This is a genomic window from Pseudoalteromonas sp. AOP7-A1-14, from assembly GCF_052376275.1.
GTDB lineage: Bacteria > Pseudomonadota > Gammaproteobacteria > Enterobacterales > Alteromonadaceae > Pseudoalteromonas.
Genome location: NZ_JBQSVO010000036.1, coordinates 12183 through 28860, shown reverse-complemented (window position 1 = coordinate 28860; position 16678 = coordinate 12183). Strand labels below are relative to the sequence as shown.

The 16678-nt window shown below is 41.3% G+C and carries 14 protein-coding genes and 4 tRNA genes; 3 read left to right on the top strand and 15 right to left on the bottom strand.

The window, feature by feature from the left end; translation table 11 throughout:
• The first annotated feature begins 296 nt into the window (after positions 1-296).
• On the top strand, positions 297-2063 hold the full coding sequence (locus ACT3RM_RS07825) for a hypothetical protein (protein ID WP_441995112.1): 1767 nt from the start codon (positions 297-299) through the stop codon (positions 2061-2063).
• 537 nt (positions 2064-2600) lie between these two features.
• Here ACT3RM_RS07825 and ACT3RM_RS07820 read toward each other — a convergent pair.
• From ACT3RM_RS07820 to ACT3RM_RS07775, 10 genes are all read right to left on the bottom strand, one after another.
• Positions 2601-3788 carry an exo-beta-N-acetylmuramidase NamZ family protein gene (locus ACT3RM_RS07820; RefSeq protein ID WP_441834838.1) on the bottom strand — a complete coding sequence of 396 codons (1188 nt, stop codon included), beginning with the start codon at positions 3786-3788 and terminating at the stop codon, positions 2601-2603.
• The gene (gene murQ / locus ACT3RM_RS07815; RefSeq protein WP_441834837.1) at positions 3788-4723 is read right to left on the bottom strand and encodes an N-acetylmuramic acid 6-phosphate etherase; all 936 of its coding nucleotides are present in this window, start codon (positions 4721-4723) and stop codon (positions 3788-3790) included. The genes ACT3RM_RS07820 and murQ overlap by 1 nt, the downstream gene beginning before the upstream one ends.
• Complete coding sequence (locus tag ACT3RM_RS07810; protein WP_441834836.1) at positions 4713-4964, bottom strand: hypothetical protein; 252 nt, start codon at positions 4962-4964, stop codon at positions 4713-4715. Before ACT3RM_RS07810 ends, murQ begins: the two co-directional genes overlap by 11 nt.
• A complete protein-coding gene (locus tag ACT3RM_RS07805; RefSeq protein WP_441834835.1) occupies positions 4919-5623 on the bottom strand; it encodes a BadF/BadG/BcrA/BcrD ATPase family protein in 705 nt (234 codons plus the stop codon). Before ACT3RM_RS07805 ends, ACT3RM_RS07810 begins: the two co-directional genes overlap by 46 nt.
• A complete protein-coding gene (locus ACT3RM_RS07800; protein WP_441834834.1) occupies positions 5620-7212 on the bottom strand; it encodes a sodium:solute symporter in 1593 nt (530 codons plus the stop codon). The genes ACT3RM_RS07805 and ACT3RM_RS07800 overlap by 4 nt, the downstream gene beginning before the upstream one ends.
• A gap of 110 nt (positions 7213-7322) precedes the next feature.
• A complete protein-coding gene (locus ACT3RM_RS07795) occupies positions 7323-8078 on the bottom strand; it encodes a L,D-transpeptidase family protein (RefSeq protein ID WP_441834833.1) in 756 nt (251 codons plus the stop codon).
• Positions 8075-9187 (bottom strand): dipeptide epimerase, encoded by a 1113-nt coding sequence (locus ACT3RM_RS07790; RefSeq protein WP_441834832.1) that lies wholly within the window; start codon positions 9185-9187, stop codon positions 8075-8077. The genes ACT3RM_RS07795 and ACT3RM_RS07790 overlap by 4 nt, the downstream gene beginning before the upstream one ends.
• A 9-nt stretch (positions 9188-9196) precedes the next feature.
• Positions 9197-10579, bottom strand: coding sequence for an NlpC/P60 family protein (locus tag ACT3RM_RS07785; protein WP_441834831.1), 1383 nt, complete (start codon positions 10577-10579; stop codon positions 9197-9199).
• 235 nt (positions 10580-10814) lie between these two features.
• Positions 10815-10952, bottom strand: coding sequence for a hypothetical protein (locus ACT3RM_RS07780; protein WP_441834830.1), 138 nt, complete (start codon positions 10950-10952; stop codon positions 10815-10817).
• Between the two features lie 149 nt (positions 10953-11101).
• Positions 11102-11248: a hypothetical protein gene (locus tag ACT3RM_RS07775; RefSeq protein WP_441834829.1), complete on the bottom strand. Its 147-nt coding sequence runs from the start codon at positions 11246-11248 to the stop codon at positions 11102-11104.
• Positions 11249-11726: 478 nt separating this feature from the next.
• Here ACT3RM_RS07775 and ACT3RM_RS07770 point away from each other — a divergent pair, with 478 nt between their 5' ends.
• Positions 11727-13748 (top strand): TonB-dependent receptor, encoded by a 2022-nt coding sequence (locus ACT3RM_RS07770; RefSeq protein WP_441834828.1) that lies wholly within the window; start codon positions 11727-11729, stop codon positions 13746-13748.
• 477 nt (positions 13749-14225) lie between these two features.
• Here the strand turns inward: ACT3RM_RS07770 and ACT3RM_RS07765 are convergent.
• The 4 genes from ACT3RM_RS07765 to ACT3RM_RS07750 form a co-directional block, all read right to left on the bottom strand.
• A tRNA-Arg gene (locus ACT3RM_RS07765) sits at positions 14226-14302 on the bottom strand.
• 87 nt (positions 14303-14389) lie between these two features.
• A tRNA-Arg gene (locus ACT3RM_RS07760) sits at positions 14390-14466 on the bottom strand.
• Positions 14467-14509: 43 nt separating this feature from the next.
• Positions 14510-14586: transfer RNA gene (locus ACT3RM_RS07755), tRNA-Arg, on the bottom strand.
• Between the two features lie 37 nt (positions 14587-14623).
• A tRNA-Ser gene (locus tag ACT3RM_RS07750) sits at positions 14624-14716 on the bottom strand.
• Positions 14717-14751: 35 nt separating this feature from the next.
• Here ACT3RM_RS07750 and ACT3RM_RS07745 point away from each other — a divergent pair.
• Positions 14752-15063, top strand: a complete 312-nt coding sequence (locus tag ACT3RM_RS07745; RefSeq protein WP_441835623.1) for a hypothetical protein — start codon at positions 14752-14754, stop codon at positions 15061-15063.
• Between the two features lie 57 nt (positions 15064-15120).
• On the opposite strand, the gene lysS is transcribed toward ACT3RM_RS07745, so the two are convergent.
• Positions 15121-16656, bottom strand: a complete 1536-nt coding sequence (lysS, locus tag ACT3RM_RS07740; protein WP_441835613.1) for a lysine--tRNA ligase — start codon at positions 16654-16656, stop codon at positions 15121-15123.
• Positions 16657-16678 lie beyond the last annotated feature (22 nt).

Genomic DNA, 16678 nt, shown 5'->3' with positions numbered 1-16678 from the left:
GCTTAAAAGAAAATAAGCCACACCTTAATTTAACTGACGTAGAGCTCAATGCATTAGTTATCGCTTAAACAGATCTCAGGTTATTTAATATCTCACAACGTACTTCTGAAAAAACCATTGAAGGTCGCTCTATTGGCGCTTATGAAACTGATTCGGTATCCGTAGGTGAGACAGCAGATCAAGATATATTTACACTTGATGGTTCATGGATCCTTGGCTCAGCAACCACGCTTTCGTTTCAATACAGCAAATTTGAACTTGATTCAGGCTCACAGCCAGATACTGTACTTTCTGTTATGCCTTCGCTTGATGGTCAGTTAGATATTAATAATTTAGATCAGATGGGTTACTTCGCAGTGCCAAGCATTCGTGAATATGATCCAGGAACAGACTTCACCCAAGCACAAATTGATACCTTTAATGCAGGCGCTACACCGTTAGTTAATCAATATGGTTATACTGAAAATGGTCAATTGAAAGGCGGTGGCGGTGTCGGTGCTTATTCTCAGTACGACGACTCAGAGTTCTCGCGTGATAGCTTTGAAGTTAACCTAGAGCATGAATTTGACTGGGGCGATGCATACCACACTCTACACTTTGGTGCGAAATGGGAAGAAGGCAAAGAAGTATTAACCCGCTTGTCAAATGGCTGGGGCAGTATTTCGTACGTGGGTGGTTTGGATGAGAGCCTAGAAATGGGTAGCTCAGCTCCTGTTGCATACAGGGCTTACGTACAACAAATGAGCTTAACGCTAGATGGCGATACAACAGTCCCATCAATTACTTCAGAAACACGTAGTCTTAACTTTGAAATTAACGATACGATAGAAGTAGGCGATTGGACTTACAACCTAGGTCTTCTTGTTAGCCAAGATACAATGTATGGACAAGGTTTACGCGAAAAATCAGGTACTGTGTCAGGTTATGAGTTAGCACCAGGTAACAAGTACAAAATGTATCAAACCGATTGGACTGATATGCTGCAGCCGCGTATTGGTGCAACGTGGACGTACTCAGGTGAAGACTCGGTATTTGCTAACTTTGCAATCTACAACCCTGAAGCAAATTCACTTGCACGTGCAGCGTCATGGGATAGAAATACTGCAACGACACTTGAGGTTGAATTTGATGATGCCGGTAATGTGCTCTATTCAGAACCGCGTCAAGGCTCTTCAGGTAAAGCGTTCCAAGATGATATGAAGCCTCGTCGTATCAATGAGTTTACTATAGGGACAACTAAATATGTAGGCTCTGACTTAGTATTACGTGCTCACGTTCGTCATCGTAAAGGTATGCACTTTTGGGAAGATATGCCAAACGATGCACGCTTAACGGATTACTCAGATGTAGATGCGTCAGGTGTTCCTCAGAACATTGCCGATAAAGGGTTATATATTGATGACCTTGCTGCAATCCAAAACGAAATTGGTGGTGGTTCATATGTAATTGCTGAAGTTGATGGCGGCGAAACAAAATATTGGGAAGCCAGCCTTGAAGCAGAATATATGGGCGAAAACAGCTACATAAACGCCTCGTATGTATGGAGTCATTACTATGGTAACTTCGACCAAGATAACACCACTACAAGCAACGATGCGAATAACTTTATTGGCTCTTCGTACTATGGTGATGGCCGCGGTCGTTACTCGTGGGATAATCGCTATGGGACACTTTCGGGTGACAAACCACACTTATTAAAAGTGTATGGCTACTACACAGTACCGTGGGAAGCAAACATAGGTGCATATTTTGTATACCAATCGGGTAAACCTTGGGAAGCATGGGATGGCTCAATTTATGGCTACTCTTCTGACGTAAGTCGTTACGGTGAGCCTGCTGGTAGCCGTCGTAGTGCAAGCCATTGGCAATTAGATTTAAATTATACCCAAGATTTCAAAATCGCAGGTGATTTTAACATGCAATTCCGCGCTGATTTGTTTAACGTGTTTGATCGTCAAACAGGTTACAACAACAACCCAGCAGTTTCATCTGAAACGTTTGGTGAGTACCGTAGTTACTATAACCCACGTACTTTACAGCTTTCATTCAATGTTGAGTTTTAATCGCTTTAAGTTTAAGTACTCACTAAGCTAAGCACTTAAACTTTTGTAAATATAAGGCCACTTCAATCATTGTAGTGGCCTTTTACTTTTCATGTAAAAACCCTTTCATACTCATCAATCCAAAAATAAAGTTTAAAACAGCCTTAGGTTAGCCACCAACCTCAACTATAAATCAAGACCTGCTTATCCGTCATTTTATATTTATAAACAGTTTCGTCGCAGCTCAGAAGCTAATATAGGGAATGTGGATGCGCGAGGTTTAAACTATTCTGAAGTCGTTTCGACGATTGTATTTTGCACTAAAGAGCGCGACTACCGCCTTTATAAAGATGATTTTTGTATTCTAGGATTTTTACAAATAGAGCTGGACTATATTGCTCCTGCTTTTAAAAAGTAAAAGCTTACCCATGTATTAAGGTGCCTTTGATAACGTTTCAGGTAAAACCATATGGTCACTAAATTACGACGCAGTTGACTTAGATAAGGTAATAAAAAACGTAGCCTAAGCTACGTTTGTGTTCTTTACTTAGATTAACTTTACTTATACAACAAGTACTTTTTACGCTGTTGTTTAAAGGCTTCTAAGTCTAATTGCCAGCTTTGTTTTATTTGCGCTTCTGTCTTCCCTGCTTCGATAGCTAAACGTAATTTGTCAGTGCCAGCAAGTTTATCCATAAAGCCAGCACGCTCAAAGAAGGTTTCATCAGCGGCTGATAATTTATGGTATGCATCAATAAATAAGCCAAGATCGAGCCCTTCAATAGTGGCTTTGCGTAAATCTTGGCCTTGTACTTCTATATCTTTAAACTTAGGATTCATTGAAGCACCTTTAATGGCACGTGGTTTAAAGCTAAATTCACCTAATGCAACGGGTGAGTAACCTATCACTTGAAACGGAAAGTCAGTGCCGCGACCAATAGTAATTGGCGTTGCTTCAAAAAAGCACAGTGACGGGTAAAGCGCTATTGACTGATCGTTAGGTAGATTAGGGCTTGGTTTAACGGGTAAGCTGTATGGCATATCACGGCTATAATTAGCCACTGGCACAACAGTCAAGTTAAGCTTTTTAGCTTGATCTATCCAGCCTTCACCTTTAATCATTTTGGCCAGCTCACCGACGGTCATACCGTGTAAAACCGGGATTTCGTGCATGCCTACAAATGATTGAAACGCAAGATCTAAAATAGGCCCATCAACATAAGCAATGTTTGGATTAGGTCTATCTAGAACGATAAACTCGATATCATTTTGTGCTGCTGCTTCCATCATATAATGCATCGAGCTTATATACGTATAAAAGCGCACACCCACATCTTGAATATCAAAGATGATCACATCTAATTCACTCAAAACATCACTATTTGGCTTTTTATTGCTACCGTAAATAGAAACTACATCAATGCCGGTTTTCTCATCAACCGTGCTTTTTACATGAGCACCTGCATCATGATCCCCACGAAAACCATGCTCTGGTGCAAATATTTTAGTGACGTTGACGTTTTTTTTACGCAGTAAATCGACAATATGAGTGCCATTAACTTGTGAAGTTTGATTAACCACAAGGCCAACACTTTTGCCCTTTAAAGCTGGTAAATAAATGTCATACTGCGCGGCTGCAACACTTAACGCCTGGCCTTTAGTGGAATTAGTCTCTGTAATCGTAGTTACGTTATTACTGCAAGCGGTAAGTAACAATACACATACACTCAGAATATATTTAACCATTATAACTCCACAGCTTTACGTAAAAAGCCATCTGCTTGAGTTAGCAGCTGCTTCGCTTTTTCGCCATTATGGCCTGTTAAAACAATCAATGTAGCAAGCTTTGCACTTTGGTCTGCTTCTTTAAGCGCTGCAACAGCTGTTTCGTGACTACACTCGGTTGCTTGCATTACGATACGAATAGCTCGGGCATGTAACTTTTCATTACTGGCACTCACATCAACCATAAGGTTTTTATATACTTTACCGCTTCGGATCATGCTAGCGGTACTCAGCATATTCAACACTAGCTTTTGCGCTGTCCCTGATTTCATACGAGTTGATCCCGTTACCGCTTCTGCACCCACTACAGGGCAAATACCAACTTGTGGTAAACGCATCACAGCTGAATCTGGGTTACAGGTAACCCCTACGGTAACGCACCCTAAAGACTTAGCGTATTCAATGGCAGCGCATACATAGGGAGTACGGCCACTGGCTGCAATGCCTACAACGACATCTTTTGCTTGTAAGTTAATTGCTTTTAAGTCTTCAGCACCGAGTGTGGTGCTATCTTCAGCGCCTTCTACGGCTTTTTTAAACGCTGTTTCCCCACCAGCGATAATACCCATTACTTGCTGCTCACTTACACTATAAGTAGGCGCACATTCAACGGCATCTAAAATACCTAAACGACCACTGGTGCCAGCACCGATATAAATCAGACGACCTTCCACCTTAAACGCATCAACAATGCAATCAACTGCTTTGGCAATTTGTGGAATCACCAACTGCACAGCGTATGCTACTTTTTGGTCTTCATTATTTATTTTGGTCAATACACCTTCGCTATCGAGTAAATCAATATCAAGTGTATCTGGATTTTGCCCTTCAGAGACAATGCCGTTTAATTCTTTTAGCAACTGACTTTGTTGGTTAAAGACATTTTCAGAGCTCATTATAGTGTCCTTTATTAGTTAATTCGTCGTACTCTATGGCGGCCAATATTGCCGCACCGGTTAGTGAGTCTCCTCGACGAAAAGATAAGCTTTGTTGTATTTTGGTATCAAGTAAAGCCACGCTGACATCGCCTAAACCACCAATCACAATAGTTGGTAATTGCGCTGAATCACGCGACTTTTCAATTAATTGGGTTACATCTTGGATATGTTTGGCAAGTACCGAGTCGGCACCGCGCACTGCTTTTGCAAACTAAAAATCAGCGGGCTAAAGCGTGCATAATCACCCGCCTTAGCATCACGTAGCCAACTGGAAATAACGCTACGGTTATCGCCTATTTGCTCACTAAGCTGCTTAGTAAGTTTGCTGGTTGGTCCGTCATGGCGGTCAATATCTTCAAGTAATTGCTGCACGCCATGTAAGCCTAGACGCGCGCCGCCGCCAAAATCATCAACAGGAAAGCCCCAACCGGCCACAATTTTAGTACTGCCATCAGCACTTAAACGCGCACCCACAGCGCCGGTACCAAGTGCAATCACCACACACGGCTCACCAAGGTTGGCGCCATATAGTGAAGTATGCGCATCACTGACAATATTAAGTTTGGCAAACTCAAGTTTAAAAACCCGTTTTAATACCGCTTTAACACGATCTACTAACTGTGTTGATGAGCCACCAGCGAGCCCCATTACAGCGAGAATCTGTTCAGGTGTCGCACCGCTTTGTTTACATAGGTGCGTTATTACCTGCTGCAAGCTATCCACGGCGCCATCAAAGTCGTTATAAATCGATGCTGCGCCGGCTTGGGCTGTATACTCTTGGGCTGAATCGGTATTAATTAGTTTGGCGAGAGTTTTTGTACCACCGCCATCAATCGCAAGTAAATACTTTATATTCATGCTGGCTGCTCGGGCGTGGTGCTGCTTTCTAAAGGTTTAGACTGTGCTTTACCTATGCAACACACAAGCGTTGAAAGTGCCGTGCCAATACATAACTGCCATGTAAAGCCAAGTGAAAAGCGCATACTTTCTGGTAGTAACCAATCAACCATATATGGCTGCATTAATAAGGTAATGCTAAAGCCGATGATTAATGCTGCAAGTACCGATCCTTCACTACCGCGCTTGGTAAATAAGGTCGTGAAATAAACACCCAGTAGGCCACTGTATGAAAACACCATGACACTAAGTGCAAACTTAAGTAGCGGCATATCGCTATATTGCTGCCAAAAGTAACAAAGAATAGCCATCACAGCCAGTGCGGCACTCACTACAGCCATACCAAAACGACCCGCTTTAACAAAGTGGTTGTCATCAACCTGCTTATTTTTAGCAGCTAAATATGGCCGATATAAATCTTGCACAATAACCGACGACATGGAGCTTAAACCTGAGTTTAAAGTAGAAATAGCTGCAGCAATAATACCTACGCTGACTAACCCTTTAACACCCGCTGGCGCTTCATTTAAAACGTAGTACATAAAAATAGTAATTTTTTCGCCGTTGAATTCTTGTACAACTTGCGTACCAGTACTATTCATAAGCGTTGGCTGTTGATACACAATATAAAGCAGTAAACCAATAAATATAAATACTAACATTACCGGAATAACCATCACGATAGAAAGCACTAATGCTTTGCTGCCTTCTTTGGCACTTTTACAGGTTAATAAGCGCTGAGTCATATCTTGGTCAAGACCAAACGCAGCAATATTTAATAGTACAAAGCCCGTCAAAACTGAGGCCATATTGAATACGCCACTAGGACCAAAATCTAAGTCAAACTTAAATATTGCAAGTTTTGAATCTGCGCCGTTACCCGGTTCATTCATAGCTGCTAAAATAGTCGAAAAGTCAGCAGGAATTAATATCAGTAAACACCAAATAACTGCAATCGCAGCGCTAACATAAACAACAGTTTGCAGTACATCTGAATAAATAACACTACGAATACCACCAAATACGGTGTATAAAAGTCCCACTAAAGCTAATAGTAATGTAGCGACAATAACACTTTGCGCTTCAATGTTACCATATAGGATCATAGCTACAGCAATAGCAGCCATATATAAACGTGCACCACTAGCAAATATTCGACCAAATAAATACATTAAACCACTGCGGCGCTTCGCTTGAGGGCCAATACGCTTTTCGAGTAATTCGTAAACGGTATAAACTTGTTGTTGGTAAAACTTAGGAATAAGAAAAACTGAAACTATAAAAGCGGCAACCAACGCACCAATATTTGTCGCTAAATAAGATAAGTCACCTTGATAGCCTTGGTCCGGACCGCCGATAAATGTTGCTGCAGATTGTGAGGTAGCTAATACTGAAATGGCTACCATCCACGTAGGCATACTATTACCGCCTAAGAAGAAATCTTGACTTGAGTTTGCGCGTTTGCGATTAAACCACCAACCACTCAATAACAGGATTGCACCATAGCCTGCAAACACGAGCCAATCTAGTAAAGTATATTGTACGCTCATTATTTATCCTAATAGAGAATCGCTAAAGGAATATATTATTCCATTAAAACAACAAAAAGAAAACTGTTATATTTTTTAATTTTAAAACAGTTATATTAATAAGGCGCTACCTAAAGTCTAGGTAGCTGCCAAGTGGTTTGTTTTTGCTGATATTGACTTTTCGTTAGGCTAACTAATAACGGTTTTTTAGCTTCATCTAACCAAGCTAGTAGTGCGTCCATATTTTTCTCATCCATTGCAGTGCAACCAGCGGTTGGCTTAGATTCAGCACGCCATAAGTGCATAAAAATACAACTGCCGGCGCCATTTATATTTTCGCTATTGTGCTTAACCACAATACCTTTCTTATAAAGATTGTCTTGGCTATAAATATCACGGCGCATCCATTCAGACGAACCTTCTACGGCTTTTTCACCAACGACTGATTTATCAACTAATTGGTTATAAAATGGCGAGCCTTGAACATCAATACAATAGTCATCGGCGCTCATACCTTGGTAAGTCATGTTAGTTTGTAATGAGTCTAAATAACCAAAGGCTGTACCAAGCTCAAAAATACCCGCTGGCGCTTTACCGTCGCCTTCTTGTTTTTGCTGGCCTATTTGCTTAGGATGTAAACCAATACCCCACGCTAACCCCGTGCGTCCAAGTACTACTTGGTGTGCATCTCCAAGCTGTTGCCAGCTATTATTCTTAAGTTCAAAACGATACAACGTGCCGTCAATGGCTTCGTTGTCTTTTGCGACCACCACCACTAACTGTTTATGGCTATTATCAATAACAGCTGTTTTAGCTGATATGTCATCATTTGTAGCACTACAACCTACAACCGCAAAGGTCGTGATTATTGCAAGCGTCTTTTTCATAAAGGCCATACTCCATCGTCAATTGCGATTAAACCATCAATATGGCTTATACCAAGCCCAGGGGCATCACTTAAGGTGATATCTGGGCCATTAAATACCACGCCACCTTGTACTGGATCGTACTTGCCAAGGGCTGGACCGTCTAAATCTATTTTATTAATTTGCTGTGCTTTTGCTGAAGCTAAATGCGCGGCACCCGCAACAGCAATACTACCTTCAAGCATGCAGCCAATCATACAATCAGCTTGATACTGTGCGGTTATATTCGCAATTTCTATAGCGCGACTTAAACCGCCTGTTTTCATCACTTTAATATTAATAATATCAACCGCATTTTGTTCTAACAGCTGAATAACTTGATTAGGCGAAAAAGCACTCTCATCAGCCATAATTGGCGTATTTACTCGTTCAGTAATATACTTTAAGCCTTTAAAATCATCACTTTTCACAGGTTGCTCAACAAGCTCAAGCTGCACATTTTGATTTTCAAGTTGCTGTAAGGCAAATACCGTTTCTTTTGCTTGCCAGCCTTGATTAACATCAAGGCGTATTTGCGTTTTATTACCAAAGCCTTGGTAAATTTTTGCTACTCGCTCAATATCTTGCTGTAAATTATTGCCGATTTTCACTTTAAGAATGTCAAAACCTTGCTCAACTGCAAGTTGACAGTCTGCGAGCATTTTATCAATATTATCGACACTAATAGTAATGTCGGTGCGTAAATTTTTCGCGCCGCCACCTAGTAACTTATAAAGTGGCGCATTATAAAGTTTGCCCCATAAGTCATAAACTGCCAGTTCAAGAGCCGCTTTAGCACTCGTGTTACCTACTACGGTTGACTGGATAATTTGGCATAATTGACTAAGGTTCTCTACTTCCATACCTAGCAGCTTAGGCGCAATAAATTGCTTAATAACCCCAATCATACCTTGGTGCGTATCGCCGGTGATCACCGGCGTTGATGCCGCAGAGCCATAGCCAACTTCACCGTGGTCAGTTTCTATAATAACGACTAAGTCTTCAATAAAACTTACTTCACGTAACGCTGTTTTGAAAGGCGTTACTAATGGCACTTTTAATTTAGCAAAGCGAACTGCAGTAATTTTCATAATCAGGCCTTAGCGAATACGTTTAATGTTGTAAGTACGGTCGAGGTAGCTCGTTTTTTGCGATAGACGCAGTGGCAACAACGGCGTTACAGACACTCCGTTTAGCGAGCTTGAATAAAAGCTACCATCGGCTTTATTGTAGCCAAGTCCTTTTACATCATGGATAACGTAAGGCTGACCGTCTTGCTCACCTAAATACATCATTACGTGGCCGGGGATATAAATTAAGTCACCCACTTGCATGGTATCTATCACTTCACGCTTTTGCTGCTCGGTGCTTTGCTTGTCAAAACGATGGTTTATACCATATTCACCGCCTCCCTGCTGGCCTGAATTACGCGGCATTAATAAACCAAAACTTTTATAAACTTCGCCTACAAAACCAGTACAGTCACGACCGTTGTAATCGTGCCCCCAACCATAACGCTCACCTAAAAACTTAAAGCCTTGCTTAACTAAGTTTTCTTGAGTATAAGGCAGGTATCCTTTACTTACATCGCTGCTGCGACTAATGAGCGCTGGTTTTATCTCAAGCTGCCCTTTAGCGTTACGGGTAGGTAATTGCACCACGTAGTTAGCATAGGTATTTTGACCATTTAATAAGTTTGGCACTTTATCTGCGGGCATTAACGGTAAACGTACTCCCATATCAAGTTGCACTTGCGATACTGTTTTATCATCGGGTACATAAGCAGTATAGACTTTTGCACCAGTGACCAGTAAGAAGTTATCGTCTTCTTTAAAATCTTTGATGGTGGCTTTATCGCTATAAGCAACGTCTTGTTCAGGCACCCAAGCTAAGTAATTATAAGCGCGAACTAATAGCCATTTTTTATCTGCGCTTTGGTGTAACACCGCCATGGTATCGCCTGGGAATAAACCACTTTCTTGAAAGCGATCTAAATCTTCATCAAGACCACTATTGAGCACGCGATCCATTGTTGGAAAAGTACGCAGTTCGGTGCGTTTAACGGCAACAGCAAATTTAACTGGGTTGTTATCAGCGACCTCGTCTACATTAAGGTTTGCAGTATATTTAGCAAAGTCTTTGTCTGTTAATTGTTTGCCGTTAGGGTAAAAACGAGTACTTTTTGGCACTGAACTTATACTAAAAATTTTCTCTTTTAATTTAGCGCCCGATAATGACGTAACATAGTCAAGCGGATCAACAATATGTTTGTTGTCACTAATTAGCTTTTCATTAAAACCACTAATTTGCGCTTGGCTCATAATTGCCTTAGCACTTACTTTTTCGGTTAACCAGTGTTCACTATTAAGTTGAGATTGCTGAACACCAATAACATCAGACTGCCACTGTCCGGCGCTCACATTTGTAGAAGCGCAGACCATACTTGCTAATGAAATAGAGAGGGCAATAAAAGAATATCGCATAAAAGAGTTCCTCGTTAATTTTAATGCTTGTTGTTTGTTGCTTATCAGTTCTTGCTAGTTAAGTCGTACTAACAATTTAATTTAGTAAATGCTTGTTGAAGTTAGCCTGCATTAGCATACCCGCAGCCGACAAGTTTTGCTCAGTGGCTCGGTACTGTATTTGCACCGCCGGTGTAAACTCGTGTCCACCTTGGATATTTGGTAAATAAATAGTGCCCGTATTACCATCTTTGTTTTAGAGCGAGTTTTCACTTGGCCCCCAACCTATTTTTTGCCATACGCGCCGCTTACCGTCAGTCAACGAATCAAGCACTTGCTTTTCAAAGCGCATATCATTTAGCGCAAGGGCCTTTGCTAGTGCATTAGTGTTCATCTGGCTGTCCCTTGCATCATGCCACCCTCTTGATGATTATCCGTATGGTCAGTGCCATTAAACAGTACATCAATATCACTGGCGTGCAAGTATAGATGACCTGTAAGCGACTCACGTTGATGACTCGCTAACTGCTTTAATCTGTCACCTTAGAATAACCCAGTTAAATACTTACGCCCTACTTCATTTAGAAAATAACTGACAATAGCATTAGAGTTACCATCCGCTCGGCCAAATACTTCATAACTATTAATGCTAGAAACCAAGCCAGCAATTAGCATTGTGCCTGTTAACACACTTTACCTATCGGAATATCACAATGTTACCAGTAAGCACCTATACGCTGCTGCCAATTTAAGCCGACTATAATCAACTTCACTCGCTGTTTTATACTTCCCAACAACTTTATTATTAGCTACTTGGTGATCTGCAAGTGATAAATTATTCACATTACTGGATAACACAGGAGCTGCCAACATCACTTGCTTATAAAAGTTTGTGACTTCAACTATTTATCTTCTACTTTTTCAGTATCTACACTTTAACAACTACTTCCTAGTAACACACTGCTTAATACTGCAAGTACGGAGATAAATTTAGTTTATAATGACAACACAATTAAAATTCCTCGCCCTTTTAAATCTTGGAATATTTTATTTAAAATAACACATTCTACATATAGAGCAAATTTTTTGCATCTAAATCACTCAATGACTCGTATTAACAATTATGCTATCTATGTAAAATTAATAATATTAATATAAGGATGTGATAATGCGAAGTTTCTTAATAATATCGGGGTGCTTATTCAGCTCCAGCGCAGCATTGGCCAATATAGAAAAGGTGACCGTATATGGTCATCGAACTGGTTTGATAGGTGATGCCATCAGTGCATCAAGCGGTATTATCGGCCAAGGTGAAATTGAAGAGCGTCCGATGTTACGTAGCTCTGAGATGTTAGAGCTGATACCCGGTATGGCCGTAACTCAACACAGTGGTTCAGGTAAGGCGAACCAATATTTTATTCGCGGTTTTAACCTTGATCACGGCACTGACTTTGCTACCAGTATTGATGGTATGCCAATCAATATGCGCAGCCATGGCCATGGACACGGTCAAGGCTACACAGATTTAAACTTCATCATTCCCGAAGCAATCTCCACAATTAACTACCAAAAAGGCGCGTATGATGCCAACCAAGGGGATTTTTCAACAGCGGGTAGTGCCGAATTCCACTTAATAGACAGCCTTACTCATCAGCAAGTTAATTTAGCTGTTGGTGAAGATGGTTACCGCCGTGCTGTAATGCTCGGCAGTGCAAGCGTTGGTGAAGGTAAGTTGATTGGTGCCGCTGAGTGGCATGGTTACGATGGACCTTGGCAAGATATAAACGAAGATGTAGATAAAAAAAATGCCATGTTACGTTATGTAGGTAGTGCCCTTGGTGGTGACTTATCAATTACAGCTCTTGCTTATGACAATAGCTGGAATTCGGCCGATCAAATTCCACAAAGAGCTGTAGATCAAGATATTATTACTGAACTTGGTTCATTAGATAAAACCGTCGGCGGTAGCTCTAGCCGTTATAGTCTATCTGCAAACTGGCAAGGCCAACACGTAAAAGCCAGTGCCTATGTTATTGATTATGACATGGACTTATACTCTAATTTTTCTTATTTTTTAAATGATCCCGTTAATGGCGACCAATTTAGACAACGCGACAGTCGAACTATTTCAGGCGGTGAACTGAGCTATCAGTTTGCCCAGCAGCAGTGGATTGTGCCAGTGCAAAATACTGCCGGTGTAGAAATTCGCCGAGACGATATTGATCAAGTTGGCTTATATAATACACAAGCGCGCATGCTACTAAGTACGGTAAGAGAAGACGCTATCGTTGAAACCAGTTATTCTGCTTTTTGGCAATCTCAACTCACACTCAGTGAACGCTTAGAGGCAACCGTCGGCGTACGTTACGATTATTTTGATGCCGATGTTAATAGTAATAATACACTTAACTCCGGCAACGCCGATGATGACTTAGTCAGCTTTAAAGGTAGCTTAAATTACACCTTTACAGATAACTTAGCCGCTTACGCTAACTGGGGTCAGTCGTTCCACTCGAATGACGCACGCGGCGCAACCATTACGCAAGATCCTGTCAGTTTAGATGTGGCTGAAAAAGTTGACTTACTAGTACAAAGTAATGGCGCTGAATTAGGCTTACGCTACTTTGACCAAAATAAATTTAATATATCTGCGGCCTTATGGTGGCTCACATTGGACTCGGAGTTACTGTTTGTAGGTGATGCTGGTAACACCGAAGCGAGTGACGCATCAGAACGTTACGGTCTTGAGCTAAGCGCTTACTATTGGCTAAGTGACACGCTAAGCCTAGATGCTGAGGCCTCATTTACCCATTCACGATTAGATATCACAGATGAAAACGACCGTATAGAAGGTGCCGTGCCCGTAGTTGCAAGTACCGGCGTAAATTGGCATATCACCGAGCAATGGCAAAGTTCATTACGCGTACGCCACATAGGTAAACGCACACTGACTGATGATGGCGAGCAACGCTCAGAGCCCTTAACGGTAGTAAATGGCTTAGTTAGCTATCAACAAACACACTGGAAGGTCGGTTTAGAGTTGTTAAACATGTTTGATAGTAACGATCACGATATTGACTACTATTATGCATCTCGTTTAACGGGTGAGCCAAGCGAAGGCGTTGAAGATAATCATTTTCACCCTATCGAGCCACGTACTATTAGACTCAACTTAAGCTTACTTTTCTAACTATGATTTTATAAAGACTTGAATCAAAATAATCCTGAGCCGTATGTTTATACCCCTCGTATAAATATACGGCTCAGGAGTTTAGTCATCGACTATCTCAAACTTATATTTCTGTTTTGGTTGCTCTCACCTTTTCGATTTAACGAATAAAGCTACCTGGTAATTCACGCCATAGCACAAACAGTTTATTTTTTATTAGTGGTTTACTATTTGGTTTAAGCGTAGGATTTTAATCAATAGGTTATCGTTTCAACGCTGACGTGTCTCGCTGGGTGTAATTTACTCAGCAAAGTGCTACTTACCATACTGCCATTCGAGACATTTAGCGCAATCTTGACCGAGGAAATCCGCTTTGGTTATATTACCTTAGTGGCAAGTAATGGATTTTCGTGGCTACAGCCAGCTCTTAAAAAATAGACGTTAATAAATTTTAGGCATAAAAAAACCGACTTAATGTCGGTTACTTTAAATAGAAAGTGGTGGGCGCAGGAGGATTCGAACCTCCGACCGCCTGGTTCGTAGCCAGGTACTCTATCCAGCTGAGCTATGCGCCCACATTCTATTTAATTTTAATGTCTTAACAGACATTCTACTATAAATAACTCGCTTTACTTATTTATACTCTAAGAAGGAGTCAAAAGTGGTGGGCGCAGGAGGATTCGAACCTCCGACCGCCTGGTTCGTAGCCAGGTACTCTATCCAGCTGAGCTATGCGCCCACTTTTTATTTCTTATTTATACTCTAAACGAGTTTGTAAAGGATGGTGGGCGCAGGAGGATTCGAACCTCCGACCGCCTGGTTCGTAGCCAGGTACTCTATCCAGCTGAGCTATGCGCCCATTCTTTACTTTACAAGACAACCATTTATAAAATAAATGGCGGAGAAGGAGGGATTCGAACCCTCGATAGAGCTACAAACCCTATACTCCCTTAGCAGGGGAGCGCCTTCGGCCACTCGGCCACCTCTCCGTCTTGTGGGGCGTATAATAAAGATTTCAGAAAATATGTCAAACACTTTTGTTGTTAAAAGTGTTTGTCTGGTTACAGAATACACATTACAGCTAAAAAAACATCATTCATGTACAGCAATCACACAAATTCCTGCTTTTTTAGTGATTGTTCCATACCGAGTATCGACACTAAATGCTCATCACACTGAGCTAATTATTGATCTTGATAACCCAGTTGTTGAAACTCAACTATACAAGCTCGGTAATAAGCTTGACGCTCTTGCTCAGTTATACCTTCATTTGATAAAAACTCTAAAGACTGAGATAGCAGTATCAAATAACAGCCCCCGTATTGAGTTAAGATAATTTAGATATAAAAACGCCGCTATAAAGCGGCGTTTAATTATTGTATAAAAAGTAGTATTAGTCAGCTTGTGGACGCATATGCGGGAACAAGATCACATCTTTAATTGTTGGTGAATCAGTAAATAGCATTACTAGGCGGTCAATACCAATACCTTCACCCGCAGTAGGAGGTAAGCCGTACTCAAGTGCGCGTATATAGTCTTCGTCGTAATGCATTGCCTCAATATCACCTGCGTCTTTCTCTTCTACTTGGCGAGTAAAGCGCTCAGCTTGATCTTGTGCATCGTTAAGCTCAGAGAAGCCATTAGCAAGTTCACGACCACCAACAAAAAACTCAAAACGGTCAGTAATAAATGGGTTGTCATCGTTACGACGTGCAAGTGGCGACACTTCCCACGGGTAGCCTGTTATAAATGTAGGTTGGATAAGCATGTGCTCAGCCGTCTCTTCAAATATTTCACATAAGAACTTACCTGGGCCCCATACACAATTTTCAGGAATCTTAACGTGCACTTGTTTAGCATACGCTTTTAATTCGTCAAAGTGATTTTCTGGGTCGTTGAATACGGCCGCGTCAAATTCAGGGTTATATTTTAAGATAGCGTCAGCCATACTTAAACGTGTAAACGGTTGGCCAAAGTCGTACTCTACTGAATCAATTACTTCGCCATTTTCGTCTTTTGTTGTATTAACAACAATTGGGCTGCCCAATACGTTAGTTGCAACAGTACGTAGCATGTCTTCGGTGATATTCATCAGGTCAATGTAATCAGCGTATGCTTGGTAGAACTCAATCATAGTGAATTCTGGGTTGTGACGCGTTGATAACCCTTCATTGCGGAAGTTACGGTTAATTTCAAATACGCGGTCAAAGCCACCTACCACTAAACGCTTTAAGTAAAGCTCAGGCGCTATACGTAGGTACATGTCAATATCAAGTGCGTTATGGTGAGTCACAAACGGGCGCGCCGTTGCGCCACCTGGGATCACTTGTAGCATTGGCGTTTCTACTTCCATAAAGTCACGCTCAGATAAAAAGCGACGAATGCCTTCAACCACTTGTGAACGAATACGGAATGTTTCGCGCGTTGCTTCGTTAGTTATCAAATCAACGTAGCGTTGGCGGTACTTAGTTTCTTGATCAGATAAGCCATGAAACTTCTCTGGTAATGGCCGTAGTGACTTAGTAAGTAGTTCATACTCAGTCATCTCTACGTATAAATCACCTTTACCTGATTTATTAAGTGCGCCTTTTACACCAATAATATCGCCAATATCTAGTTGACCATATTTTGCTTTCAAGTCTTTTTGCACATCTTTAGATGCATAAGCTTGTACGCGACCTTTCATGTCTTGAATTGCCATAAAAGGACCACGCTTAGCAAGAATACGTCCAGCAATTGATACAACATGCTGAAGTTCCACTAGTTCTTCTTTGCTCTTATCACCAAACTCAGCTTGCAAGTCAGTCGTAAAATGTTCACGACGGAATTGGTTTGGATGACCGTTGGCTGGGCAATTTTCGCGGATTGCGTCTAATTTGCCACGACGCTCAGCGATTAACTTGTTTTCGTCTTGGATTTGATCAGTCATTTTTAGCTCTTTTTTAGCTTGG